Origin of the sequence: Schinkia azotoformans (assembly GCF_035811335.1) — a bacterium.
GTDB classification, from domain to species: domain Bacteria; phylum Bacillota; class Bacilli; order Bacillales; family Bacillaceae_J; genus Schinkia; species Schinkia azotoformans.
The window spans coordinates 1-23413 of record NZ_JARSMD010000050.1 but is presented as its reverse complement, the minus strand read 5'-3'; the positions used below and the strand labels follow the sequence as shown (position 1 = coordinate 23413).

The following is a 23413-nucleotide window of genomic DNA, read 5'->3' as shown; positions in this document are numbered from 1 at the left end:
AATAGTATCTCTAAATCAGTAAATTACCGATCGTAGACACCCCATTTTTTTAGGAATAGGAATAGTATCTAAATCAGATTTATGCCGATCGTCGACACCTCATTTTCAAATGGATTCAAGTTTTATTCAGCATTTAAAGCTAATAAGTTGTCTTTCACAGACACCCCATTTCGGACTAAAATGACGTTACTAAATCATCTTGATTGTTCATCGCCATCATCTCCCATATATGGTTGATTGCTGCTACTAACTTGATTAACTCCCCTCTTCGTTTATTATGATAACCAGTTATCGAAAAGCTATACATTCGTATTTATAAAAAAAGTTGTCGATGGCTAGAAGTGTCTTGTCGAAGAAAAATTTGTTAAAATTATAATAACTTAAGGAAAGAAAGGATAAAAACAATGTCAAAATTACTTGAAGTTATTGACTTGACAGGCGGATATACGAAAAACCCCGTCATTCATAATGTAACGTTTGAAGTAAAAGCAGGGGAAATTGTCGCCTTAATTGGATTAAACGGCGCAGGTAAAAGTACAACCATTAAACATATTATTGGCCTGATGGAACCAAAAAGTGGTTCGGTTGCTATTAATGGCTCGACATTTAAACAAAATCGAGATGGCTATCGCAAACAATTTACATATATTCCAGAAACCCCCATTCTATATGATGAATTAACATTGTATGAACATTTAGAGTTGACGGCAATGGCTTATGGACTTGGGAAAAGTGAATTTGAAGAAAGACTAACGCCGCTCTTAAAGGAATTTCGGATGGAGAAAAGGTTAAAATGGTTTCCGGTTCATTTTTCGAAAGGAATGCGTCAAAAGGTAATGATTATGTGTGCATTTTTAATTCATCCAAGTCTTTATATTGTTGATGAACCTTTTGTCGGCCTCGATCCGGTAGGAATTCAATCATTCCTCGATATGATGGAAAAATCTAAGGAAAATGGTGCCGGCATTTTAATGTCAACCCATATCTTATCAACAGCAGAAAAATATTGTGATCGTTTTGTAATCCTCCATGACGGAAAGGTAAGAGTCCAAGGTACTATGAGTGAGTTGAGAGAGCAATTTAAGATGAAAGATGCTTCATTAGATGATCTGTATCTTCAATTAACGAGGGAAGATTCATGATTGATGCAAATAAGCTTTGGAAACAAAGATTTCAATTATATGTTAAGGATACAAGACGATATTTAAAATTAATTTTTAATGATCATTTTAAATTTGTTTTACTGTTTGCAGTCGGAGGAGGGGCCTATTATTACCAGAACTGGTTGAAGACATTGCCCGAAGACTTTCCGGCAGCCCTTATTATTGCTTTAATTATCGGGATTATATTAACTCAAAGCCCGATTCAAACATTTTTAAAGGAAGCTGATTTAGTTTTTTTATTGCCGGTTGAAACAGAATTAAAGCATTATTTTCAAAGGTCAATCCTTTATTCCTATATGCTCCAATGCTATGTTCTAATATTTTTCATTGCTGCACTTGGTCCTTTGTATTTTCAGCAGCGGGGGACAACGGTTAGGGATTTACTAATCCTCGCGGTCATATTATTAATAGCGAAAGCCGTCAATATCATGACAAGATGGTATGTTCAATATTTAACAGACAAAGGGTCACTTAGGATTGATCAATTTGTCAGGCTGATTTTTAATATTGTATTCGTTTATTTTCTTGTACAAGGTGTTATTTGGATTTATCCATTGGTGATAGGGATACTTTTATTGCTCCTTTTTATCTATTTTTATCAGGCATCAAAAGGAAAGGGGATAAAGTGGGAGCAGTTAATTGAAATGGAAGCTGAGCGGATGATGGCCTTTTATCGTATCGCTAATATGTTTACAGATGTTCCAAAGTTTAAAGAGCAAGTGAAACGAAGAGGCTGGTTGAATTGGATGACAAGTATGCTTCGCTTTGAACCGAGATCGACATTTTCATTTCTTTATTTAAGGACATTTTCACGTACAAGTGATTATCTTGGTATTTACGCTCGTTTATTGGTAATTGGCGGCGTTCTACTTTATTTCTTACCTTTAGGATATAGCAAATTGCTGGTCCTGCTTTTATTTGTATATCTTTCGGGTTTTCAATTACTGCCGCTTTACAGACATCATGTCATGAAGATATGGGTCGATTTATATCCGATTTCGGCAGAAGTGAGACGATCCAATTTTCTGCAATTACTGTTTTATTTACTACTAGTGAAAAGTTCACTTTTATCAATCATTATCTTTTTAACAGGGGATATAATCCTCGCGTTTCTAGCGATTGGAACTGGATTTGTATTTTCCTATTTATTTACGTTTGCCTATGTAAAAAAGAAATTAGTCAAACAAGATGAAGCACAAATATTGAGTTAAGGATGATAGAATCAATGAACCATTTTTTAGCTTTTCCTTTAGAGCAAATTCCTTTATTAGTCATCGTGCTCGCGATAGCTTTTTCTGTTCATGAATTTGCCCATGCTTATGTTGCTTACCGATTTGGCGACCCGACTGCAAAAAATGCAGGAAGGTTGACCTTATCACCTTTTTCTCATTTAGATATATTTGGTACGCTAATGATTTTTATTGCGGGCTTTGGTTGGGCAAAGCCCGTGCCTGTAAATCGCTTTTATTTTAAAAGGCCAAGGCTTGCCGGGGTATTGGTTTCACTTGCCGGCCCGTTAAGCAATCTTTTGCTCGTCCTTATCGGCTTTATCCTATGGTACAGTTTGATTTATAGTGGTGTACTTAATGGAATACCAGAAAATATTACGAATACTATCTATCAGTTTTTTAATTTATTTATTTTGTTGAATATTATCTTGTTTATTTTCAATCTACTTCCTTTTCCACCGTTAGATGGTTATCGGGTAATAGAAGATCTTTCACCGACACATATTCGAGCGAAACTAACTCAATTCGAAAATTACGGTATTTTATTATTTTTAATTATTATTATCACACCACTTGACCAATACACAATTACACCGCTTTTTAATACAGTCATTCCGTTTATATTTTCAACTATTGAAAATATCTTCATAACATTATTTTAATAAAATAATATTTTGAGTAAAAAGTACCATTATTTTTAAATAGTGGTGCTTTTTACTATAGGAAGTATGTTATAATTCTGTACTATAGCAGTTTGTCGAAATATGTAAAAAAATGAATGGATGATAAAGCTGAGTTGAATCAGAAAGGCAGAGGTGGCATCTTTTGAGTAAAAAATTAGATATCATACATAGACGAAACATTTTATTACTTAAGATTATAGCTATCTGTTTTGTAATAGATTTACTCATTAATTTAGTAATAGACCGCTCTATTCTACTAGTTATTGTTCCAACTACACTAATGATCATTTTACCTATTTCACTGCTTATTTATTATAAAGTTTGGATTAAAGAAACGGCTTATATTATTGTGCTCACCATTTATTTGCCATTTATATTTTTAATAGAAAGAGAGCCGTTAATCATAAATTATATTTTTATTTGGGCGGCACTAACGGTTTCTTCAATATATCAACGTGCAATGCCTGTGATCGTGAGTTCATGTATCGCTAATTTCTTAACTATTTATTACTACTTTAAATTTAAGAATGTTATCTTTGTGAGTTTAGAACCGACATCTGTTGTTTACATTATCGCTTTTACAGTATTTTTGACGATTATTTTAATCTTTTCCGGCCGTTTTACCGAAAATGAATTATGGTCGAAAGAAGAAGCATTGAAAAGGTCAGAAATGTTATCGACTGTTGGACAATTGGCAGCAGGGGTGGCACACGAAATCAAAAATCCTGTTACAGTGTTATCGGGCTTTGTTCAATTAATGAGGCAATCAGATGAAAGAGAGTCCCATCAATTTTATTATGAAATTATGCAATCTGAATTGAAGAGAATACTAATGATAACGAATGAATTTTTAGTGCTTGGCAAACAGCATACCTACATTTTTATGAAAAAAAAAATTCAGCTCATCATCAAAGAAGTCGTTTTGTTGCTAAAAGCTGAGGCTGAAAAAAATGGTGTCAATATCATTTTAAAAATAAAGGATGATATTCCAGCGATGATCTGTAATCCGGATCAACTAAAACAGGTTTTTATGAATGTCATAAAGAATGGGATTGAGGCAATGCCGAATGGTGGAAGACTTTGGATTGACATAAAGGTTGATGGGAATAAGAGTGTTATTATAGAGACAATTGATGAAGGTTGTGGTATGACTAAAGAGACGCTTACAAAGATTGGAACACCATTTTTCACAACGAAAGAAGATGGAACAGGATTAGGAATGATGGTTTGTCAAAAAATAATTGAAAGTCATCATGGAAAAATCACGATGGAAAGTGAAGTAAATGTTGGTACAAAAATTAAAATTGAGGTTCCGATAAAATAATATCGGAATTGGGGACAAATTTATGACAGATTCCTAATGTTACTATACATTAAATGATAAATTAGATTATAGTTGTATTTGATGGAAAAAAATCAATACATAAATAAATGAAGTAGCAGAAAGGTGAGGGACTATTAAATGAGTAATCGAACAATTAACGATACATTTTTAAGGGCAGCAAGAGGTGAAAGAACGGATTATGTACCTTGTTGGTATATGCGCCAAGCCGGACGTTCACAGCCGGAATACCGTGCATTAAAGGAGAAATATTCGTTATTTGAAATTACACACCAGCCTGAACTTTGTGCCTATGTAACGAAGTTGCCTGTGGATCAATATAATGTTGATGCAGCTATTTTGTATAAAGATATTATGACGCCGCTTCCGTCCTTAGGAGTCGATGTAGAAATTAAAGGGGGCATCGGTCCGGTAATTTCTAATCCGATCCGTTCGGTGGGCGATGTTGAAAAACTTGGTGAAATCAATCCGGAACAAGATGTTCCTTACGTGTTAGAGACAATTAAATTATTAGTCAATGAACAGTTGGATGTGCCATTAATCGGTTTTGCAGGGGCTCCTTTTACACTAGCCAGCTATATGATTGAAGGCGGACCTTCAAAAAATTATAATAAAACGAAGGCATTTATGTATTCACAGTCTGAGGCTTGGTTTAAATTAATGGACAAGCTTGCTACGATGACAGTTACGTACGTGAAAGCACAAATTGATGCTGGTGCAAAGGCGATCCAAATCTTTGATTCTTGGGTAGGCGCTTTAAATGCTGTTGATTACCGTTACTTCATTAAGCCTATCATGACAAGAATCTTTTCTGAACTGCGTGAAAAGAATGTGCCGCTTATTATGTTTGGTGTAGGAGCAAGCCATCTTGTACATGAATGGCATGACCTTCCGCTTGATGTAGTAGGTTTAGATTGGAGATTGCCTATTGCAGAAGCAAGAAAAATGGGCATTACAAAAACGGTTCAAGGAAACTTAGATCCAGCCTTACTTTTAGCTCCATGGAATGTTATTGAAGAAAAGGCTAAAGAAATTCTTGACCAAGGTATGGCTCATCCTGGCTATATTTTCAATCTTGGCCACGGCGTTTTTCCTGATGTTCAAGTTGAAACTTTAAAGAAATTAACTACTTTTATTCATGAATATTCAGCTAGTAAGCTTGGTAAATAGAAAGTTAAGATTAGTCGTGCGAAGCTATTTTGCACGACTTTCAATTCGTAAATGAGGTGACATAATGACAACAAGAAAAATCGGACTCTTAGTAATGGCATATGGGACCCCGTATAAGGAAGAAGATATCGAGCGTTATTATACCCATATTCGACGGGGAAGAAAACCTTCACCGGAAATGCTGAAAGACTTGCAAGATAGATATGAAGCAATCGGCGGTATATCCCCCCTTGCTGAAATCACGAAAATACAAGCAGAGGCACTGGAAGCAAAGTTAAATGATGTGCATGACCATATAGAATTTAAAATGTATTTAGGATTAAAGCATATTGAGCCCTTTGTTGAAGATGCTGTTCAGGCAATGAAAAATGATGGGATTGAAGAAGCAGTTGGAATTGTGCTTGCTCCCCATTTTTCAACCTTTAGCGTAAAATCGTATAATGCACGTGCAGAAGAGGAAGCTGAAAAACTAGGTGGTTTGAAAATTCATTTTATTGAATCCTGGTATAAGGAGCCACAATTTTTGCAATTTTGGTCTGAGAATGTTAAAGCTATCTTTAGTAATATGGTCCAAGAGGAAAAGGAAAATGCTGTTTTGATTGTTTCAGCGCATAGCTTACCTGAAAAAATACTAGCTTCAGGTGATCCTTATCCAAGCCAGCTCGAGGAAACGGCTAAATTAATTGCTGAACAAGCCGGTGTAACCAATTATGAAATTGGCTGGCAAAGTGCAGGCAATACACCAGACCCATGGTTAGGGCCGGATGTTCAAGACCTAACTAAAGAGCTTTATCATGATAAGGGTTATAGAACCTTTGTATATGCACCAGTTGGTTTTGTCTCGGATCATCTAGAAGTGTTGTATGATAATGATTTCGAATGCAAGCTCGTGACGGAGCAATTGGGTGCAAACTATTATCGTCCAGAAATGCCGAATGCTAATCCAAAGTTTATTGAGGCTTTGAGTAATGTTGTCACAAAAAAACTTGAAGAAGTAGGCGAATAATCGTGAATATAGAAAATAAAAAGGTTGTTGTCATCGGTGGCGGGATCGCCGGCATAACGGCAGCCTATTATTTACAAAAAGAGGTAAAGGAGAAGAATCTCCCGGTTGAGACGATGTTGATTGAGGCCTCTGACCGTTTAGGCGGAAAAGTTCAAACCTATACAGAAAACGGCTATGTGATTGAAAAAGGACCAGACTCTTTTTTAGCGAGAAAAATGAGTGCTTCACGACTTGCGGAAGAAGCGGGCTTGAAGGACCAATTGGTTAATAATGGGGCTGGAAAATCCTACATATTAGTTAAAGATAAACTTTATTCCATGCCAGGTGGGGCGATCATGGGGATTCCGACAAAGATTGCACCATTTGCAATGTCCGGAATGTTCAGCCCGATTGGAAAACTTCGTGCAGGTGGTGACTTTATTCTTCCGCCTTCAAGTGTGAAGGGGGATCAATCATTGGGGAAATTTTTCCGAAGAAGATTTGGTAATGAGGTGGTTGACCACTTAATCGAGCCCCTTCTTTCAGGAATATATGCCGGTGATATCGACCAAATGAGTCTGCTGTCAACATTTCCGCAATTCTATGAGATCGAGCAAAAATATCGCAGTTTAATCTTAGGGATGAAAAAAACAACACCGAAACCTAAACCAACAAAGACAGCAACAACCGGTAAAAAAAGCAGTGGAATGTTCCTATCATTGAAGGGTGGACTTGAATCACTCATTCACGCTATTGAAGCAAAACTAAACCCTGGATCTGTAGTAAAGGGAGTTTCAGTTGAAAAAGTGGAGCAAAATGGTGACCATTACACCTTACATTTATCTTCAGGAGAAGAAATAAAAGCCGATAGTATCATCGTTTGTGTACCGCATAAACAAACAGCGCAAATTTTTTCTCAATATCCGTTTTTTGATCCTTTTCACAATGTCCCATCAACATCTGTAGCAAATGTTGCCTTGGCATTTCCGGAATCGGTGATTAAACAGGATATTGATGGAACAGGCTTCATCATTTCCCGTGATAGCGGTTATTCGATGACAGCTGTGACCTGGACGCATAAAAAATGGCCGCACTCAGTCCCGAAAGGGAAAGCGCTACTTCGTTGCTATGTTGGCAGACCAGGGGATGAAGAAATTGTTAGCCGAACGGATGAGGAAATTGTGGAAACAGTACTCAAGGATCTAAATAAAACAATGAATATCGTTTCAGCACCGGAATTAACCGTCATTACAAGATGGCATGATTCAATGCCGCAATATACTGTTGGTCATAAAGAACGGATGAGAGATATCACTGCAAAAATGCGCAAGGAGCTCCCAGGGGTATTCTTAGCAGGAGCTTCCTACGAAGGATTGGGAGTACCTGATTGCATCGACCAAGGGGAAGCAGCGGTGAAGCGTGTGTTGGGGTATTTGAAATTCTAGACTGAAAAAGAGCCTTATGGGCTCTTTTTCTATTTTGCGCGTATAATTTTAAATATTCTACAGACCGGCTATTGCGACCGAGTTTGATCGGACACCAAGATAAATTAATGAGTCTATGCATACTAAGTTTCTAAGCGATAAGACACGAATGTAGTCTCACTTCCCCGAAATACCCAGATGTTCATTCGTGTCCGCTTAGAAACTTGATATTGTGATGACTTTGAAGTGTTCGATCACTTTAGGGAGTGATAGTCGGTCTGTGGAATATGGCAGGGTACGAAGCAACAAAAAAAGGACAGCTAATTAGCTGTCAATGGGGTAGAAGTGTATAACATTCAGGTTTTAAAAACCTAATGCGTTAGGATAAGTATTATTCAACGTCACGTAAACAGTGATCGCATTGATTCAAATATGATTCTGCCATCTCATCAATTACAGCACCACAATCACAACATGTTTTAGGTGGTAAATTTTTGAAAAACTCGGTTGAACTCTGTACCATTTGCAATCCCTCCCGTTTTTATGACGTTAAAGTAATTGTATTATAACAGATTTAATATGTCAATAACTGTTTTAAAACAACTAACCAAATTTTTGCGGATTTTATTTTATTTAAGCGGTTTGGTAAAATTGTGGAGGAAGTAGTCGCCAGTTTACTTAGTAAAAAAAGGAGATGTAATTTCATATGAAATTCACAGTTGTTGGGTTCTGGGGCGGGTTTCCACAGGTAAATTCCGCTACATCAGGATATCTTGTACAGGACAATGATTATAATTTATTAATTGACTGTGGCAGTGCTGTATTATCAAAAGTACAGCAATACGTAAATGTTACGGATCTTGATGCTGTCATTCTGTCGCACTATCACCATGACCATGTTGCCGATGTTGGGCCACTCCAGTATGCAAGAATGATCAATACGATGCTTGGAAAAGGCAAGGAAGAACTGCCCATTTATGGACATGTATCCGATCAGACAGGGTTTGATAGCTTAACGAAGCTGCCATTTACAAAAGGTTATGCATACAACCCGGAACAAGAATTAAACCTAGGTCCTTTTTCGATACGATTCATGAAGACCCAACACCCGGTTCTTTGTTATGCAATGCGGATTACAAATGATGAAAAAACGATAGTGTATACAGCTGATTCCAGTTATTTACCAGAATTCGTTGATTTTGCTAAAGATGCAGATCTCCTAATTTGTGAATGCAATCTCTATAGTGGCAAAGATGGTTCTATTTCCGGTCATATGACAAGTACAGAAGCGGGAAAAATTGCAAAAGGAGCAGGAGTAAAAAAACTGTTGCTCACCCACCTTCCACATTATGGAGACCATAAAGATTTAGTGAAGCAAGCGAGCGCTGAATATAATGGACCTGTTGAACTGGCGAAGGAAGGTTGGAATTTCTGACACCGTGTTGTCACAGCAATAAAATAAAAGGGAGAGGAAGTACGATGCTTTTTATAAATAATCAAGGGATAACAGACCCAAGAATAAATCTGGCAATTGAAGAGTTTGCTGTTAAAAACCTAGACATAAATGAAACTTATCTTCTTTTTTACATAAACGGACCATCCATCATTATTGGTAAAAATCAAAATACAATTGAAGAAATCAACACCAAATACGCAGAGGAAAATGGAATCCATGTAGTTAGACGTCTTTCCGGAGGCGGGGCGGTTTATCATGACCTAGGTAACCTAAATTTCAGCTTTATTACTAAAGACGACGGCAACAGCTTCCACAATTTCAGAAAGTTTACAGAACCAGTTGTAAGCGCCCTTCACAAATTAGGTGTGAATGCTGAACTTAGCGGCCGTAACGACATTACTGTAGAGGGAAGGAAGATTTCTGGTAATGCCCAATTTTCAACCAAGGGTCGAATGTTCAGTCATGGTACTTTAATGTTCAATTCCAATATTGATAATGTCGTTTCCGCATTAAATGTTAAAATGGAAAAAATTCAATCGAAAGGAATTAAATCTGTCCGTAGTCGTGTAGCGAATATAAGTGAATTCTTAACTACTGAAATGACGGTTGAAAAATTTAGAGAAATGTTGCTCATGTTTATATTTGATAAGGATGGGGCTGTACCGGAGTATAAATTAACGGAAGAGGATTGGAGCAAGATCGAGAAAATTGCGGATGAGCATTATCGAAACTGGGACTGGAATTACGGGAAATCACCAAAGTTTAATTTGCAGCGCTCCCATCGTTTTCCTGTAGGCCAAATCGATATAAGACTTGATGTCGATAAAGGGATCATTGAAAACTGTAAAATTTTTGGTGACTTTTTCGGTGTTGGTGATGTGGAAGATATTTCAAAAAAGCTTACAGGTATACGTTATGAAAAGCAGGCAGCGGAAAATGCGCTGGAGGGTATAGACTTTACTTACTACTTCGGAAATATAGAAAAAGAGGACTTTTTCAACTTATTATTTTAGCTATCTCAATTTTGAGGTAGCTTTTTATATTTTTCTGAAAATAATATCTTAATATATTGAATTTTATTAAAATATATAAAGTTAAGATTGAAGTTTTCTAATATTTCTGTATAATTTAATACATAAAAGGATTCAAGTAATAAAGCATTTAGTAGTAAGGTAAAAAAATAAAAAGGGGGCAACATTTATGAATTGGAAAAAAGCAGTTGGTAGTTCGATTTTAAGTTTGATGTTATTAGCGGGCTGCGGTGGTGGACAAGAAGCAACTACAGGAGACCAAGGTCAGGCTGAAAAGGAACCCGCTAAAGAAGCAACAACGTATAAGGTTGGGATAGCGCAGTATGTTCAACATCCATCATTAGATGCGGCAACAGCAGGCTTTAAAAAGGCGTTAGAAGAAGCGGGATTGACAGTTGAATATAACGATCAAAATGCTCAAGCTGATGCAAATAATACTTTAACAATTGCAAATAATTTAGTTGGTGACCAAGTTGACTTAATCTTTGCAAATGCTACACCAATGGCACAGGGGGCCTTAAATGCAACAAAGGATATTCCAATTGTATTTACATCCGTAACAGACCCTGTTGGTGCTGAGTTAGTAGAGGCAATGGACAAGCCTGGTGCAAATATCACAGGTACAACCGATACGCATCCTGATGCAATTCCAAATACAGTTAAATTTATTGATCAGTATTTTGAAGGAAATAAAGTTGGTATGATTTATAATGCTGGTGAACAAAACTCAGTTGCTCAGATTGATCTCGTGAAAAAAGCAATGGAAGGAACAGACCTGGAGATTGTCGAAGCAGCTGTTTCTACATCTGCTGATGTGAAGACAGCCGCGGAATCATTAGTTGGAGCCGCAGATGTTATTTACATCATTACCGATAATACAGTTGTTTCCGCATTGGAAAGTGTTGTTCAAGTGGCAAACGAAAATGATATTCCATTATTTGTAGGTGAATTAGATTCTGTAGCCCGCGGTGGTTTTGCAGCATATGGATTTGATTACTATGATATCGGTTTTGAAGCTGGACAAATGGCTGCACAAATCTTAAAAGGTGAAAAAACAACAGCGGATCTACCTGTTCAATATCCACAAAACTTAAAGCTGTTAATTAATAAAAAAGCAGCAGCTGAAATGGGGATTAAATTAAATCCAGAATGGGATGGCATTGCTGAATATTTAGAATAATAGTTTTATAGACTATAAAATGGTTGAGAGGATGAGCGTTAATGTTCATAGCAATATTTGGCTCCATAGAATCAGGAATTATATACGCAATAATGGCTCTGGGTGTTTACCTCTCTTTCCGGATTTTAGACTTTCCAGATTTAACAGTTGATGGAAGCTTTGTAACAGGGGCGGCAGTTACTGCCGTCCTTATTGTTAACGGAGCCAATCCATTTCTGGCAACAATTGTTGCATTGTTAGCTGGGTTTTTAGCCGGATGTATTACGGGGTTGCTTCATACGAAAGGTAAAATTAATGCATTACTTTCAGGAATATTAATGATGATTGCCTTGTATTCTATTAATCTTAGAATTATGGGGAAATCGAATGTGCCACTATTAAATCAAGAGACTTCTATTACAAAGTTAACTAGTTTTTGGAAATCTCTAGGAATTGATGATGGGATTAATAGTTTATTAACGAATATGGGCTTACAGAATTATTTACCAAAAACATGGGCCATTATATTTTTTATGTTAATTATTACATTTGTAATAAAGTGCATTACTGATTGGTTTTTACGAACAGAAATCGGCTTGGCAATACGAGCTGTTGGTGATAATAAAAAGATGATTTCAAGTTTTTCAGCAAATACAGATACTCTGACTATTGTTGGTTTAGGTATTTCTAATGCATTGGTTGCTTTTTCAGGTGCATTAATTGCACAATATAATTCCTTTAGTGACGTTGGAATGGGAATTGGTATGATTGTAATTGGTTTAGCTTCTGTCATTATTGGTGAAGCATTATTTGGAACGAAAACTATTGCTCGCACGACTTTAGCTGTTATCGGTGGAGCGATTATTTATAGAATTGTGCTTGCTTTAGCACTTAAAGTAAAGTTTTTAGAAACAGGCGACATGAAACTAATAACAGCAACGATTGTTATTCTAGCGCTTATTATTCCTAAGATAATAGATGTTCAAAAGGAAAAGAAGCGAAAATATAAAAAGAGAATTCAACAAATGAAAATGGTTAATGAAGGGGGCGAGCATCATGTTGCATCTAAAACAGATCTATAAGGTGTTCAACGAAGGAACATTAGATGAAAAAATTGCCCTAAACCAAATTAATTTATCTTTAAAACCTGGAGATTTCGTAACAGTTATTGGTAGTAATGGAGCAGGAAAATCAACATTAATGAATATGATTTCCGGGGCATTAACTCCTGATGTAGGGACTGTTACAATTGATGGAGATGATGTAACTAATTTGCCGGAGTATAAGCGGGCAAAGCTCATTGGACGTGTGTTTCAAGATCCGATGGCGGGCACTGCTCCGACAATGACAATTGAAGAAAATCTGGCAATGGCTTATTCGCGGGCGACAACACGAACCTTACGTAAAGGTGTTACTAAGAAACGCCGTGAGCATTTCAAAGAACAACTTGCAAGCTTACACATGGGATTAGAAAATCGTTTGAATGCAAAGGTTGGTCTTCTGTCTGGTGGGGAGCGGCAGGCTCTTTCACTTTTAATGGCGACATTTACTGAGCCGAAAATTTTATTGTTAGATGAACATACAGCAGCCCTTGACCCTTCAAGGGCAGAGTTAATTACGAATATTACGAAAGAAATAGTAGATAAACTCCAGCTTACAACATTAATGGTAACACATAATATGCAGCAAGCCATTGATTTAGGTAATCGTTTAATCATGATGGACAAAGGGCAAATCATCTTCAGTGTTGGCGGGGAAGAAAAGCAAAAGTTAACAATTGAAGATTTGCTTAATGAATTTAAACGAATTCGTGGAACTGGAATGGCGAGTGACCGTGCGTTGTTAGGGTAATGCATTGAGGAATAATAAGGACGATAGGCATCCATAAGACTTGGGTGCCTATTTAATTTAATGTGCCTATTTTTTTACTTTGTTTCCAGCCATAATTTTTGAATTTAATCTATAACTCGTATATTGTAGTAGTAGATATAGAAATTGATAGATTAAGAGAAGAAAGGGTAGTGGAATGAAGAAAAATCTAGCAATCTTATTATCTGTTGCCATGCTTTTAACCTTAACTCCATTTATGAAAGTTGATGCTGCAGAAAAAAGATTTAACATGACGTATTTATTCTCAAATAGTGCTGATGACCCAATCAAGTATATAAACAACACGAATAATGCACTAGATCAAGTAAATCCAAAATACTTTCAAATTTTGGATGATGGCACATTAGATATTGTAATTCCGGCTAATAGTAAAGCATTAATCGACGAAATGCATAATAGAAATATTAAGGTAGTTGCCTTCTTGGCTAATAATTGGGCTAAGGGAGAAAAAATGTTTGCTAACAGCGAAAAAATTGCAGATCAAATTGTGAAAGCCATCAATGATTATAATTTAGATGGAATTAATATTGATGTTGAAGGTTTAGGTTCTGCCTATCGTGATCAATTTACTGATTTTATTAGAATTTTAAATGAAAAAATGCCGGCTGGAAAATCACTTTCGATTGCTGTAGCTCCAAACCCATGGGGTACAGATAAAGGGTGGCAAGGATTTTATGATTATCAGGCATTAGGAAAATATGTTGATTATCTTTTCATCATGACATATGACGAAAAAGGCGGCGGCTCTAAAACGAGTGGACCAAATGCAAGTAAATCTTTTATCGAAAAATCAATTACTTATGCTCTTAAATATGTTGCTCCAGAAAAAGTTGTTTTAGGTATTCCGTTTTATGGTCGTGTATGGAATATGGAGGATGTAAAAGATACAGAGAATCAAAACACGAATAAAGTGTTAGGTGAATCCATTTCTTTATACCAAATTCCAAGCCTGTTGAACACGTTTCAAGTTCAAGTAGTGTACGATAAAGAAACGGAAAGTGTGAAAGGAACATTTACAGTAGCACCAGGTGGTCCAGAGTTTAAACTAAAATCTTGGGTTCCTCCGTTAAAGCCTGGCACATATGAAGTATGGTTTGAAAATAATGAGTCACTTAAGGCAAAGCTTAGTTTAGTTCAAAAATATAATTTAAAGGGTGTCGGTAGCTGGAGTTTAGGCCAAGAAGATCCAGCGATTTGGTCAGATTTCCGCTTATGGTTAGATGGTTTAGACTTTAAAGATGTAGGGGCTAACCATTGGGCACTAAATTCCATTGCATTTGTAAAAGAAAAACAGTGGATGCTTGGAAAAAATTCAGTGAGCACATTTAAACCAGCAGATTCACTGACACGTGCAGAGGCTGCAACAATTTTGGTACGTGTCCTTAACCTTGGTTTGAAAGAGGAGTCATCTTCACCGTATACAGATGTGGGCTCATCACATCAATGGGCGGCTGCCAATATTGAAATAGTAAGACAACATGGATTAATGAAAGGTGTAGGTGCAACAATATTTGCACCTGGCAAGGCACTCTCAAGGGAAGAAATGGCGGTTATTCTGGAACGATTAATTGGAGACCAGTTCCCTGAAAGTACGCAATCAAAAGTCATGTTTACGGACCAAAATAATATATCTGATTGGGCTTATCCTTCGATCGTACGCATGAGCGAAAATTATATTTTCTCAGGATACAATGATGGTAGCTTTAAACCAAAAAATCAAATTAATCGTGCAGAAATGGCTGCGTTATTAGAACGGATATCCAAATACTTCCCAGAGTAAAATTAATTAAATTTACTACAAGGCATCGACAAATTGTCGGTGCTTTTTTCATGGATGTAAATTATATTGCGGAAAGATTGGAAAAATTTAGATTATAAATGAAAATAGAAAAGAGAGGGGAATTTGAGTACAACTACCGTTATAGCGAAAAAACAATCTCATTTTAGAAATGGCCTTCAGGACGGCATTGGTATTGGAATTGGTTATTTGCCTGTTGCTTTAACATTTGGTTTATTAGCAAAATCGACCGGGTTAAGTCTTGGGGGGACGTATTGACTGTTTTTTCTTTATTTATGTAAAAAAATAAGCACCCGTTGTGGGTGCTTTTCTCTTTGACTTTACTCCGTTACAGTAAACTGGTATTTATCCATTAAGTGCATATCCAGTGCATCTGCATGGAAGTATACAGAATAGACTCCTGGTTCTGAAAGGCTTATTTCTCCTGTATAAGTACCCTTACCTGCTTTCTCAGCTGGGATTTTTGTGTGTTCTTCATCTGCTTTTTCTTCTAACCAATATTCAAAGCTAACATCAGCATCGTTAACTTCTTTTTCAGCAGCGGTAACTTTCACCTCTAATGTAAGTGGTTCATTCACTTTTACGATATCAGATGACATCGTAAATGCTGCTTCTGGAAAAATAAATTCCTCTTCAGAAGAACTACAGCCAGCTAATAAACTAACAAGGAACAAAAAGGGTATTACCCATTTTTTTTTGTCCATTTTTTTAACCAACCTCACTGTCCAGCTCCAGCGCCCAGCGACTCGTGGACTTCGCTAAACGGGCGCTTGCGCTTTTCTACTTACTTAAGTTTATTCTTAATTCTTTTATATATTCTATCACTATCGAAACCTTCACCCATTGGCAATGATTCTACTAATTTGTTATTTTGGTCTAGCATGTACGTAAACGTTGTATGAACATAGTTGCCGTTCCCAGGGTCTCTGTACATAAACTGAAAAGCATTCGCGATTTTACGGGTATTTTCCTCTGTTCCCCTTAAAAAATGCCAGCCAGTGCTGTCGTCCATTACATTAAAGCGTTCTGCATAAAGAGCTAATTTTTCAGCTGAATCCCGTTTTGGGTCAATGGTGATTGAAATAAATTCAACCTTATCACGAAAAACTCCATCTTCTTCTAGTTTCTTTTTTAATAAATTCATTCTTAATGAAGTAGTAGGGCAAACATCGGGACAGTTTACGTACATAAATTCAATTAAGCGAATTTTCGGAGGTAAATCAGCGAAGGAATACTCTCCTCCAAATGCAGACTCCATGACAACATCCTTCGGAAGTTCAACACTTCCTGGCCGAATGACAGTCAAATACAGAATACCTGCAGAGATTCCTATTACGGATAAGGTAATAAACCATATATATATTTTTTTCAAAGTAAAACACCTCGTCTAAAATTTATCCTATTGATACTATGATACTATACGATTATAAAAAAAACAGGAAATGCTGTAGAAAATACGTGAATATTCTATGAACATGTTTAAAATGTTTATTAATAGTTTTTTCATCATAAATATCTGTTCTAATTCAGTTCATACTAACTAAAATAAAGATATAGATAGTTTGTACACAATTATTTTTCTTGAAAAGGGGAGAAATGTAGTTGAAGAAATTTTTAAAAGGAGTTTTTCTTCTTTATGGGATATATGCCGCTATCGTTATTTCATATTTCCTTTTAATTGCAGATTCCTCTAACTTGCCAAATGGCTACCAAGGTTCGGCCGCAGATCCAACAACGTTTATGAATGATAGGCAATTGGAATTGACGTATGAATACTCGAAAATTAGGCATATCATCTTCTTTTTGTTGACACCTTTTGATTGGGTTTTTTTCCTAACAATCTTGGCTGTGGGATTTTCCGTGCGTTTTCGTAATTGGTCAGAATCCGTAACAAAGATATCATTATTTCAAAAAGGAATTTATGTATTTTGGTTATCCGTTTTTACTTTCATTATTATGTTTCCAATTGATTATATTTCATACCAGCTATCCAAGTCCTATGGGATAACAACCTCTACATTTGTCATTTGGATGAAAGATCAGTTTATTGATTTTTGGCTTGATTATTTGTTTATGGTGGTTTTAGCAATCGTTGTGTATGCATTAATCAAAAAATACAACAAACGATGGTGGATTTATGCCTGGGTTATTTCCGTTCCTTTCACGGTCTTTTTAATGTTTGTTCAGCCTGTTATTATTGATCCGCTTTATAATGATTTTTACCCGTTAAAGGATAAAGAGTTGGAGGAAAAAATCTTAAACCTAGCAAGTAAAGCAGATATACCGGCAGAGCATGTCTATGAAGTCAATATGTCTGAAAAAACAAATGCTTTAAATGCTTATGTAACCGGTATTGGTTCGAATTCACGAATTGTATTATGGGACACAACTTTAAATAAGCTTAATGACAGTGAAGTACTGTTCGTGATGGCACACGAAATGGCCCATTATGTGAAGAAACATATTTACATGGGGATGGCTGCCTACCTTCTTATTTCCTTTATCGGGTTATTTATAGCTTCAAAAATTCTCGAGTGGGCAGTTAAAAGATTTGGGCAACGGCTATTGATTAAAGGGATTAATGATATTGCAAGTCTTCCTTTGTTGCTATTAATCATTTCAATGTTGACCTTTATACAAAGTCCAATTAGCAATGCATTTTCCAGATATTTAGAGCACTCGGCAGATGAATATGCGATTGAAATGACAAATGACAAAACGGCGGCCATAAGCGGATTTCAAAAATTAACGATTGCGGGTTTAAGTGAGGTTAATCCACCGGCAATTGTAAAGTGGCTTCGCTATGGGCACCCAACGATGTTAGAAAGGTTAAATTTCTTAGAGAACTATGATGTGAAACAGACAAATTAATTAGTAAAAAGCCCCTTTTTGCAAAAAAAGTGAAAAAATTCGCAAAAAGGGGTTTCTTTTTTAAAAACACTGTTATATAATACAAACAGAAACAAACAACCGTGTAGTATAACAACAAAACACCAGAGAACATAGCAAAATGGAAGGAGTGAAAATCACTCAAATAATTAGGGGAATGTTTGACGATTAATTCGTTAAACACTGGGGGCTTTTTAGAACGGAAAAAGGGTGTTTAATAAAAAGTTTATATTTAGAGAGGGGAAAATGGGGATGACAAATCAAGAAAGAATTGCAAAGTTAGAAGAAAGTTGGAGACTGGATAGTCGTTGGAAAGGGATTGAAAGACCTTATTCTGCTGAAGATGTAATTCGTCTTCGCGGTTCAATCGACATTGAACATACATTAGCAAAAGTTGGTTCTGAGAGGTTATGGAAATTATTAAATGAAGAAGATTTCATTAATGCACTTGGTGCATTAACTGGAAACCAAGCCGTACAACAGGTTAAAGCCGGTCTTAAAGCAATCTATTTAAGTGGCTGGCAGGTTGCAGCGGATGCAAACCTTTCAGGACATATGTATCCTGACCAAAGCTTATATCCTGCAAACTCTGTACCAGCTGTAGTAAAACGCATTAATCAGGCTTTACAACGTGCGGATCAAATTCAATCAACTGAAGGTAAAGGTGACACTTATTGGTTTGCTCCAATTGTTGCTGATGCTGAAGCTGGTTTTGGTGGAGCACTTAACGTATTTGAACTTATGAAAGGTATGATTGAAGCAGGTGCTTCTGGTGTACACTTCGAAGACCAATTATCTTCTGAAAAGAAATGTGGTCATTTAGGCGGTAAAGTATTATTACCAACTCAAACAGCAGTTAGAAATTTAATTTCTGCCCGCTTAGCAGCTGACACAATGGGAGTTCCTACTGTTTTGGTTGCTCGCACAGATGCTGATGCAGCAGATATGATTACGAGCGATATCGATGATAATGATAAGCCATTCTTAACAGGGGAAAGAACTCCAGAAGGCTTCTATCGTACTAGACCGGGTATTGAACAAGCCATTTCCCGCGGATTAGCTTATGCACCATATGCAGATTTAATTTGGTGTGAAACATCTACACCAGATCTTGAGCAAGCTCAACAATTTGCTGATGCTATTCATGCTAAATTCCCTGGAAAAATGCTTGCTTATAACTGCTCACCGTCATTCAACTGGAAGTCTAAGCTTGATGATGAAACAATTGAAAACTTCCAAAGAGAAATCGCTAAAATGGGATATAAGTTCCAATTCGTTACATTAGCAGGTTTCCATGCTCTTAACTACAGCATGTTCCAATTAGCTCAAGGCTACAAAACTCGTGGTATGGGTGCATATTCTGAATTACAACAAGCAGAATTTGCTGCAGAAGCTCAAGGCTATACAGCTACTAAGCACCAACGTGAAGTAGGTACTGGCTATTTTGATGAAGTTTCGCAAATCGTTTCTGGCGGTCAATCTTCAACAACGGCTATGAAAGGTTCAACTGAAGAGGCTCAATTCATTAAGTAATCGTAATGTACAAGGCGTTTCATAGCGCAAGCGTAATGATTTACGTTCATTCTCCTGAACATAATATATAGATGCTGTATCACCTGTGAATAACAGGATTGATACAGCTTTTTTTGTTTTATCAAATAAACGAAAAGGAAGCCTAACGCTTCCTTTTACGTTTGAAATCCGAGTAATTTTTTATACTGTTCTGTCAATAGATAAAATTGAATGTGATCTTTTAAGTCTAAAGCATCATCAATTTGTTTTTGTAATAAATCTTTCTGGTAATTAAATAGGGCTTCGTCAATAATCATTTGGATATAAACATCGAGGACATAGTTACCATCAGTTTTGGATAAGTCTAAATCATTACTTTTCTTTTGATCAGCGTATGACTTTCTGTTCTCCATCATATCATCACCCCTGATGCTCTTTTTATTATTATAGTAGTGTAAAGGGAATTTTTCAAGGTTTTTTTCTAACTTTTCAGAAAATTAAATTTACAATATAGAAAATAAAAAGCCTATTATCTGGGCTTTTTATGTGTAATCAAATATTCATCATTAGTAATATAAAAATCTATATCTGGTCTTTCATGAATTAAATTACTTTTTTCTAATAACAAATAACTAACCTTTCTATAAGGGTCACCTTGTGTTATTGGAAGTTTTTGGTACATATTAACGTATTGATCGACAGCGAATTGAATCATATCCAAGTAAAACGGTATTATTTTATCTTTTTCTTCAAAAATTTCATAGGTTTCCTTCGACATGTAAAAGTTTTGCTCAGGAATTCCTTTAAGGTATGGCTTTAATAAATCAAAGTCAATGGAATGATCATCCTTTACTAAAGTCCTTGTAGTTACTCCTTTGGGGGCTTGGTCGGCAAATTCACGGACTGCTTTTTTTACAGTTTCGATATCAAAATTAGAGGTAACATTATAGTTTTCTTTATTTTCTTTATTTTTTCTCCATTTAAACATCATTTCCACTCGCTTTATTTATTGATTTTTATCTTTTTGAACATAATAGTATTGGAGGTGTTTTAGCATGAAGTACAAGTCTAATAAAAAACGTGACAATTTTGTTGAACCTGAGGTTACATCCGATATGATCTTAACATCAGGAATCAGCCTTGGAGTTGATACAGATATTACGGACCCTTCAGGAAAGGATTATATTTCCGGTGAATCTGTAAATGAGCATCGGATCATCGAACAAGCGAATGAGTATATCGCTGAAGAAGAAGTTAAACAACAATTCAACAATTTGTAAAGAGGAGCATTAGGCTGCTCTTTTTGGGTTTAAGATTTTTTTGAAAATTTAAAAACATTATATAAAAACTGTAGTCTTTGTGATAATATAGAAAATAGTATGGATTTTGTCAAACATTGTCATCACAGTCTTTATGAATTTTTTAGAAAAATAAAATTTGTCTAAAGAGGTGGCTTTATGAGAAGGAGCAAAAAGGTATTAGCTATTTCGGATTTTGAAGTAAATCCATATACAATGGCAATTGTCGGAGAAAAAGTCAACAAAGAACTGCCGGTATATACTCGGGTCATAGAGGTTGAGGATGAATTTTTGGTTAAAATGAAACCGTCTATGGTCATGGATAGAAGCTGCAAGTATTTCGGCAGCAGCCTGAAAGGCAGGCAAGAAGGCGCTCGCGAGCTTACCGGTATTACATATAAGGTCCCTATTGCTGTTGACCCAACGAATGAAATCTACATGTTTCCTACAATATCTCCCTATAAAGATACGTGCGCTTGGCTTTCACACTCATACATTTTAGACTATCAATCCGCTGGTCCTGAAAAAACAATGGTGACATTTACCAATAATAAATCGATTATTTTAGATGTATCTAAAGGATCTTTCGAGAACCAGCTAAATAGAACAGCCCAATATAGATTCCTCCTTTCAAAAAGAATTTCTTACAATAAACAAAAAAACAAACCATCCAAACATGACTATAAAGATGAGTAATATTAAATTATATTTTTCGTTAGTCCCTCACTTCTTTCTGGGAAAAATAAACCCTGTGTAGTAAACTTTTCCTAGGAGATAGTATAAACATATTAACTGTTTGAAAGGGATAACGTTAAATGGACTTTAAGTCTTTAAAAGAATTTTTTACGATAGAAAATATATTGATGTTACTCGATGAATACGCAGATCTTGGGCCTATACCTGGCATTCTGCTTCCAATGATTGAAGCAATATTTCCGATATTCCCGTTAGTCCTATTTGTGATGGCTAATGCCGCTGCCTTTGGATTATGGAAAGGGTTTATTATTTCGTGGATTGGAGCAACTCTTGGAGCACTTATCGTATTTTCCGTCATTCGAAGGTTAGGTAGGCAAAGGTTTTTTAATTTTTTAACGAAACATCAAAAGGTAAAAAAATTAATGAACTGGATTGAACGCCGTGGTTTTGGTTTTATCTTCTTAATGCTCTGTTTTCCGTTTTCACCATCTTCATTAATTAACGTGGTTGCAGGATTATCTAGAGTAAGTAAACAGCAGTTTGTTTTGGCGGTTTTGCTCGGAAAATTGGTTATGATTTTTACAGTCTCTTTTATCGGTTATGACCTAAAATCATTAATATACCAACCATTTAAAACAATATTCGTCTTAATATTAATGTTCATATTATGGTATGGCGGTAAACAAATAGAGAAAAGGATCCACTTAGATGATGGGAGATAAATAAAAACTACGGTAAAGAGGCATGGGGGAATGAAAATGATGAAGGTTAAAGGTACAGAGGGGTTGGAATGGCTTAGAACAATTGGGGTAGCTATTATTTTGGCGGTCTTTTTTCGAACATTTTTCTTTTCGAGCTATATTGTTGATGGGGAATCAATGATGCCGACACTTGAAAACGGGAATTTGTTAATTATTAATAAGATAGTTGATGAGATCGATGATTTAACTAGGTTCGATGTTATTGTCTTTCATGCCACACCCGAAGATGATTTTGTGAAAAGAATTATTGGACTGCCCGGCGATAAGGTAGAGTATAAAAATGATGTTTTATATATTAATAATAAGGCTGTAAAGGAGCCGTATTTAGAAAAATATAAAATGGGATTAAACGGGGAGAATCTTACAGGTGATTTCACTTTAAAGGGAATAAGCAACGGTATGAGTGAGGTCGTCCCTAAAGACCATATTTTTGTTTTAGGTGATAACAGAAAAGACAGCTATGATAGCAGATATTTTGGATTTGTACCAATTGAGAACGTCGTTGGGAAAGTAAATTTAAGATATTGGCCAATTGATGAAATTGATACTGATTTTTAACATAATTATGTGAAATTTGAGGCTGATCCATTTGTTGTTATACGCAACGAATTGGGTCGGCTTTTTTGTTTAAAAAATTTTTTTGAAAGATGTTGACGTTGCAAATGAATCCTGATATATTATTATTTACTGTCAGATTCGACAAAGTAAAACAAAATTCATAACAAACTTCAATACGCAGAAAAAACTTCTTTCAAAAAGTTGTTGACTTCTACGAAATAAAATGTTAAGGTAAAAAAGTCGCTGATAGATAACGACAAAATAAAAGCTTAGAAATAAACGAAATGATCTTTGAAAACTAAACAAAATGTCAAGCGTGCAAATAAACTTGAACCTTGAGTTCAACATCAAGTCAGTATTAATTTTGAG

Annotated in this window: 24 protein-coding genes and 1 pseudogene; 20 read left to right on the top strand and 5 right to left on the bottom strand. The window is 35.9% G+C overall.

The window, feature by feature from the left end:
- The first annotated feature begins 404 nt into the window (after window positions 1-404).
- The 7 genes from P9E47_RS21565 to hemY all read left to right on the top strand — a co-directional run bounded on the left by P9E47_RS21565 (window position 405) and on the right by hemY (window position 8017).
- Entirely contained in the window at window positions 405-1142 is a 738-nt protein-coding gene (locus P9E47_RS21565) for an ABC transporter ATP-binding protein (protein ID WP_003329340.1), read from the top strand.
- Window positions 1139-2374 (top strand): ABC transporter permease, encoded by a 1236-nt coding sequence (locus tag P9E47_RS21560; RefSeq protein WP_326164916.1) that lies wholly within the window; start codon window positions 1139-1141, stop codon window positions 2372-2374. The genes P9E47_RS21565 and P9E47_RS21560 overlap by 4 nt, the downstream gene beginning before the upstream one ends.
- 14 nt (window positions 2375-2388) lie before the next feature.
- A complete protein-coding gene (locus tag P9E47_RS21555) occupies window positions 2389-3054 on the top strand; it encodes a site-2 protease family protein (RefSeq protein ID WP_003329342.1) in 666 nt (221 codons plus the stop codon).
- Between the two features lie 163 nt (window positions 3055-3217).
- On the top strand, window positions 3218-4399 hold the full coding sequence (locus P9E47_RS21550) for an ATP-binding protein (RefSeq protein WP_003329343.1): 1182 nt from the start codon (window positions 3218-3220) through the stop codon (window positions 4397-4399).
- A gap of 138 nt (window positions 4400-4537) precedes the next feature.
- Window positions 4538-5587 carry a uroporphyrinogen decarboxylase gene (hemE, locus tag P9E47_RS21545; RefSeq protein WP_003329345.1) on the top strand — a complete coding sequence of 350 codons (1050 nt, stop codon included), beginning with the start codon at window positions 4538-4540 and terminating at the stop codon, window positions 5585-5587.
- A gap of 64 nt (window positions 5588-5651) precedes the next feature.
- On the top strand, window positions 5652-6593 hold the full coding sequence (gene hemH / locus P9E47_RS21540; RefSeq protein ID WP_326164913.1) for a ferrochelatase: 942 nt from the start codon (window positions 5652-5654) through the stop codon (window positions 6591-6593).
- 2 nt (window positions 6594-6595) lie between these two features.
- The gene (gene hemY / locus P9E47_RS21535) at window positions 6596-8017 is read left to right on the top strand and encodes a protoporphyrinogen oxidase (protein ID WP_326164912.1); all 1422 of its coding nucleotides are present in this window, start codon (window positions 6596-6598) and stop codon (window positions 8015-8017) included.
- Between the two features lie 370 nt (window positions 8018-8387).
- Here hemY and yhfH read toward each other — a convergent pair whose 3' ends face one another.
- Window positions 8388-8519, bottom strand: a complete 132-nt coding sequence (gene yhfH, locus P9E47_RS21530; protein WP_003329348.1) for a protein YhfH — start codon at window positions 8517-8519, stop codon at window positions 8388-8390.
- A gap of 183 nt (window positions 8520-8702) precedes the next feature.
- On the opposite strand from yhfH, the gene P9E47_RS21525 reads away from it, so the two are divergent.
- The 7 genes and pseudogenes from P9E47_RS21525 to P9E47_RS21495 form a co-directional block, all read left to right on the top strand.
- Entirely contained in the window at window positions 8703-9431 is a 729-nt protein-coding gene (locus tag P9E47_RS21525) for an MBL fold metallo-hydrolase (protein WP_326164910.1), read from the top strand.
- Between the two features lie 44 nt (window positions 9432-9475).
- Window positions 9476-10465, top strand: coding sequence for a lipoate--protein ligase (locus P9E47_RS21520; RefSeq protein ID WP_326164909.1), 990 nt, complete (start codon window positions 9476-9478; stop codon window positions 10463-10465).
- Window positions 10466-10652: 187 nt separating this feature from the next.
- On the top strand, window positions 10653-11663 hold the full coding sequence (locus P9E47_RS21515) for an ABC transporter substrate-binding protein (RefSeq protein ID WP_326164906.1): 1011 nt from the start codon (window positions 10653-10655) through the stop codon (window positions 11661-11663).
- A gap of 41 nt (window positions 11664-11704) precedes the next feature.
- A complete protein-coding gene (locus P9E47_RS21510; RefSeq protein ID WP_326164904.1) occupies window positions 11705-12724 on the top strand; it encodes an ABC transporter permease in 1020 nt (339 codons plus the stop codon).
- Window positions 12699-13493 carry an ABC transporter ATP-binding protein gene (locus P9E47_RS21505; protein WP_003329353.1) on the top strand — a complete coding sequence of 265 codons (795 nt, stop codon included), beginning with the start codon at window positions 12699-12701 and terminating at the stop codon, window positions 13491-13493. The genes P9E47_RS21510 and P9E47_RS21505 overlap by 26 nt, the downstream gene beginning before the upstream one ends.
- Before the next feature lie 175 nt (window positions 13494-13668).
- Window positions 13669-15312 (top strand): glycosyl hydrolase family 18 protein, encoded by a 1644-nt coding sequence (locus P9E47_RS21500; protein ID WP_326164901.1) that lies wholly within the window; start codon window positions 13669-13671, stop codon window positions 15310-15312.
- Window positions 15313-15435: 123 nt separating this feature from the next.
- Window positions 15436-15582, top strand: a pseudogene (locus tag P9E47_RS21495) (AzlC family ABC transporter permease); the annotation flags it as partial.
- Window positions 15583-15650: 68 nt separating this feature from the next.
- On the opposite strand, the gene P9E47_RS21490 reads toward P9E47_RS21495, so the two are convergent.
- Both P9E47_RS21490 and P9E47_RS21485 read right to left on the bottom strand, forming a co-directional pair.
- Window positions 15651-16034, bottom strand: coding sequence for a FixH family protein (locus P9E47_RS21490; RefSeq protein WP_326164899.1), 384 nt, complete (start codon window positions 16032-16034; stop codon window positions 15651-15653).
- Window positions 16035-16114: 80 nt separating this feature from the next.
- On the bottom strand, window positions 16115-16702 hold the full coding sequence (locus P9E47_RS21485) for an SCO family protein (RefSeq protein ID WP_003329357.1): 588 nt from the start codon (window positions 16700-16702) through the stop codon (window positions 16115-16117).
- Between the two features lie 230 nt (window positions 16703-16932).
- Between P9E47_RS21485 and P9E47_RS21480 the strand changes: the two genes are divergently transcribed.
- Together P9E47_RS21480 and aceA are read left to right on the top strand one after the other, a co-directional pair.
- On the top strand, window positions 16933-18201 hold the full coding sequence (locus P9E47_RS21480; RefSeq protein WP_003329358.1) for a M48 family metallopeptidase: 1269 nt from the start codon (window positions 16933-16935) through the stop codon (window positions 18199-18201).
- 270 nt (window positions 18202-18471) lie between these two features.
- Window positions 18472-19752 (top strand): isocitrate lyase, encoded by a 1281-nt coding sequence (gene aceA / locus P9E47_RS21475; RefSeq protein ID WP_003329359.1) that lies wholly within the window; start codon window positions 18472-18474, stop codon window positions 19750-19752.
- A 155-nt stretch (window positions 19753-19907) separates the two neighbouring features.
- Here aceA and P9E47_RS21470 read toward each other — a convergent pair whose 3' ends face one another.
- Together P9E47_RS21470 and P9E47_RS21465 are read right to left on the bottom strand one after the other, a co-directional pair.
- Window positions 19908-20147: an IDEAL domain-containing protein gene (locus P9E47_RS21470; protein ID WP_233276146.1), complete on the bottom strand. Its 240-nt coding sequence runs from the start codon at window positions 20145-20147 to the stop codon at window positions 19908-19910.
- A 113-nt stretch (window positions 20148-20260) separates the two neighbouring features.
- Window positions 20261-20719 (bottom strand): DUF3939 domain-containing protein, encoded by a 459-nt coding sequence (locus P9E47_RS21465; protein ID WP_003329362.1) that lies wholly within the window; start codon window positions 20717-20719, stop codon window positions 20261-20263.
- A 67-nt stretch (window positions 20720-20786) separates the two neighbouring features.
- Between P9E47_RS21465 and P9E47_RS21460 the strand changes: the two genes are divergently transcribed.
- The 4 genes from P9E47_RS21460 (at window position 20787) to lepB (ending at window position 23044) form a co-directional block, all read left to right on the top strand.
- Window positions 20787-21011 (top strand): hypothetical protein, encoded by a 225-nt coding sequence (locus P9E47_RS21460; protein ID WP_326164896.1) that lies wholly within the window; start codon window positions 20787-20789, stop codon window positions 21009-21011.
- Window positions 21012-21188: 177 nt separating this feature from the next.
- Window positions 21189-21725, top strand: coding sequence for a competence protein ComK (locus P9E47_RS21455; protein ID WP_003329364.1), 537 nt, complete (start codon window positions 21189-21191; stop codon window positions 21723-21725).
- Between the two features lie 119 nt (window positions 21726-21844).
- A complete protein-coding gene (locus tag P9E47_RS21450) occupies window positions 21845-22447 on the top strand; it encodes a TVP38/TMEM64 family protein (protein ID WP_003329365.1) in 603 nt (200 codons plus the stop codon).
- Window positions 22448-22483: 36 nt separating this feature from the next.
- Complete coding sequence (gene lepB, locus P9E47_RS21445; RefSeq protein WP_003329366.1) at window positions 22484-23044, top strand: signal peptidase I; 561 nt, start codon at window positions 22484-22486, stop codon at window positions 23042-23044.
- Window positions 23045-23413 lie beyond the last annotated feature (369 nt).

What these genes read in the sequence shown, in the direction of transcription:
- P9E47_RS21560 (WP_326164916.1), top strand. Translation starts at nt 1,139, where the DNA reads ATGATTGATGCAAATAAGCTTTGGAAACAAAGATTTCAATTATATGTT.
- P9E47_RS21555 (WP_003329342.1), top strand. Translation starts at nt 2,389, where the DNA reads ATGAACCATTTTTTAGCTTTTCCTTTAGAGCAAATTCCTTTATTAGTC.
- yhfH (WP_003329348.1), bottom strand. Translation starts at nt 8,519, where the DNA reads ATGGTACAGAGTTCAACCGAGTTTTTCAAAAATTTACCACCTAAAACA.
- aceA (WP_003329359.1), top strand. Translation starts at nt 18,472, where the DNA reads ATGACAAATCAAGAAAGAATTGCAAAGTTAGAAGAAAGTTGGAGACTG.
- P9E47_RS21470 (WP_233276146.1), bottom strand. Translation starts at nt 20,147, where the DNA reads ATGATGGAGAACAGAAAGTCATACGCTGATCAAAAGAAAAGTAATGAT.
- P9E47_RS21525 (WP_326164910.1), top strand. Translation starts at nt 8,703, where the DNA reads ATGAAATTCACAGTTGTTGGGTTCTGGGGCGGGTTTCCACAGGTAAAT.
- P9E47_RS21460 (WP_326164896.1), top strand. Translation starts at nt 20,787, where the DNA reads ATGAAGTACAAGTCTAATAAAAAACGTGACAATTTTGTTGAACCTGAG.
- P9E47_RS21505 (WP_003329353.1), top strand. Translation starts at nt 12,699, where the DNA reads ATGTTGCATCTAAAACAGATCTATAAGGTGTTCAACGAAGGAACATTA.
- P9E47_RS21455 (WP_003329364.1), top strand. Translation starts at nt 21,189, where the DNA reads ATGAGAAGGAGCAAAAAGGTATTAGCTATTTCGGATTTTGAAGTAAAT.
- hemH (WP_326164913.1), top strand. Translation starts at nt 5,652, where the DNA reads ATGACAACAAGAAAAATCGGACTCTTAGTAATGGCATATGGGACCCCG.
- P9E47_RS21450 (WP_003329365.1), top strand. Translation starts at nt 21,845, where the DNA reads ATGGACTTTAAGTCTTTAAAAGAATTTTTTACGATAGAAAATATATTG.
- P9E47_RS21515 (WP_326164906.1), top strand. Translation starts at nt 10,653, where the DNA reads ATGAATTGGAAAAAAGCAGTTGGTAGTTCGATTTTAAGTTTGATGTTA.
- lepB (WP_003329366.1), top strand. Translation starts at nt 22,484, where the DNA reads ATGATGAAGGTTAAAGGTACAGAGGGGTTGGAATGGCTTAGAACAATT.
- P9E47_RS21520 (WP_326164909.1), top strand. Translation starts at nt 9,476, where the DNA reads ATGCTTTTTATAAATAATCAAGGGATAACAGACCCAAGAATAAATCTG.
- P9E47_RS21510 (WP_326164904.1), top strand. Translation starts at nt 11,705, where the DNA reads ATGTTCATAGCAATATTTGGCTCCATAGAATCAGGAATTATATACGCA.
- P9E47_RS21500 (WP_326164901.1), top strand. Translation starts at nt 13,669, where the DNA reads ATGAAGAAAAATCTAGCAATCTTATTATCTGTTGCCATGCTTTTAACC.
- P9E47_RS21565 (WP_003329340.1), top strand. Translation starts at nt 405, where the DNA reads ATGTCAAAATTACTTGAAGTTATTGACTTGACAGGCGGATATACGAAA.
- P9E47_RS21465 (WP_003329362.1), bottom strand. Translation starts at nt 20,719, where the DNA reads ATGTTTAAATGGAGAAAAAATAAAGAAAATAAAGAAAACTATAATGTT.
- P9E47_RS21490 (WP_326164899.1), bottom strand. Translation starts at nt 16,034, where the DNA reads ATGGACAAAAAAAAATGGGTAATACCCTTTTTGTTCCTTGTTAGTTTA.
- hemE (WP_003329345.1), top strand. Translation starts at nt 4,538, where the DNA reads ATGAGTAATCGAACAATTAACGATACATTTTTAAGGGCAGCAAGAGGT.